This is a genomic window from Methylocella tundrae, from assembly GCF_901905185.1.
GTDB lineage: Bacteria > Pseudomonadota > Alphaproteobacteria > Rhizobiales > Beijerinckiaceae > Methylocapsa > Methylocapsa tundrae.
Genome location: NZ_CABFMQ020000119.1, coordinates 1 through 1,336, shown reverse-complemented (window position 1 = coordinate 1,336; position 1,336 = coordinate 1). Strand labels below are relative to the sequence as shown.

The following is a 1,336-nucleotide window of genomic DNA, read 5'->3' as shown; positions in this document are numbered from 1 at the left end:
TTGGCGCTATGCCCGCTTTTTCTCCCGCTTTCGAGATCCTATGAGCGCCATCAACATCGGTCCGAGCGAGAACTCCCCGGTTTCAGCCTTTCGCGTCAGCTCGCGCAAATAGCCGCCGGCGCTGGCGATGGCTGAGCCTCGTTGCAGGATCGCCGCGATGACAATCGCCGCGGGGATATCACCCATGACATTTTGGGCCTCCTCGAAGGCGCTTGGGCTGACGCCCAGCATTGAGCGGACGACTGACGCCGTGGCCAAAAAATCGCGCCAGTTGGAAATCCCGCCCTTGGCGTAATCAGAAACATCCGGGCAAGCGTCCAGCACCATGCCGAGTGGAAAAGATCCCTCGGACGATCGCGACGACGGGGGGGTTGGCGCCGATCTCGCCCCCTGGCTTTCTGGAAAGCGAGGTTCAAGTTCAGGTAGGATATTTGGGTTTGAATTTTGTTTGTGCCGCTCAGTTTGAGACTCATTGGCGCTTGGAATCTGTGTTTTTATATGTGTTTCCAGCAGGATGAGGATTTCATCCGCGAGCACGGAAAGTTCTTCCGCGATCGGCTCGAGAACGGCCGGCGGCGCGGTGCGCGGAATGCGTTCGATGAGGCCGCGATAGAGGGCGTGAACCTCCGCCCAGTCGGCTGGCCCCTGCCCTCCCTGGCGGGTCGGCACGCCTTCCTCAATGCCCGTCGCGATCATCTTGGCGATGTCGCGCCTGCACAAAGTGATGCGCTCGCGAACCAATTTGAGGGCGCGCTCCTCGGCGCGAACTGCTTCTGCAAAGGCTTCGAACTCATCGGCCCGGGCGACGAGCGGAGAAAGGTCGAAACCGAAGGCCGTCTCAACCTCCCCTGCCCTGCCCTTTCGGGCATAGCGTTTGCCGTTGGGACTGTCGCGCCGGACGATCAGGCCGGCGTCGACCAGCACGGCGAGATGACGGCGCAGCGTCGCCGGCGCCATGCCATGCGCGCGCAGTGACAGTTGGTAATTGGACGGAAAGACGATGAGGCCGTCGCCGGTGAGGACGGTTTCGGGATGAAACGTCAAAAGCGCGTCGAGCACGGTCAGCGCCCGCTCGGAGACCCCGATGCGCATCCTCGCCGTGCAAATGGCGCGGAAGACGTTCCATTTATGAACCGCCCTTTCGGGTGGGCGCGCTTTTGCGATCGCCTGGCTGGCCAGATGGGCGAGGGTCAGCGACCGCCGCCCAAAGGGCGTCGTTGGATGATGCTGTTCTTCCATTTTCCTTAGCCTCGCTCGGGCAAAGGAAATCAGCTCGCCGAATCGACGCTAAATCTCAGACAAGACTCTTGACTGTGATTCGCGGAAGTGAGATTCT

The 1,336-nt window shown here is 61.0% G+C and carries 1 protein-coding gene; it reads right to left on the bottom strand.

Annotation, left to right across the window (positions count from 1 at the left end; translation table 11 throughout):
- Nucleotides 1-6: 6 nt before the first annotated feature.
- A complete protein-coding gene (gene repC, locus MPC4_RS17270; RefSeq protein WP_174513616.1) occupies nt 7-1,239 on the bottom strand; it encodes a plasmid replication protein RepC in 1,233 nt (410 codons plus the stop codon).
- Nucleotides 1,240-1,336 lie beyond the last annotated feature (97 nt).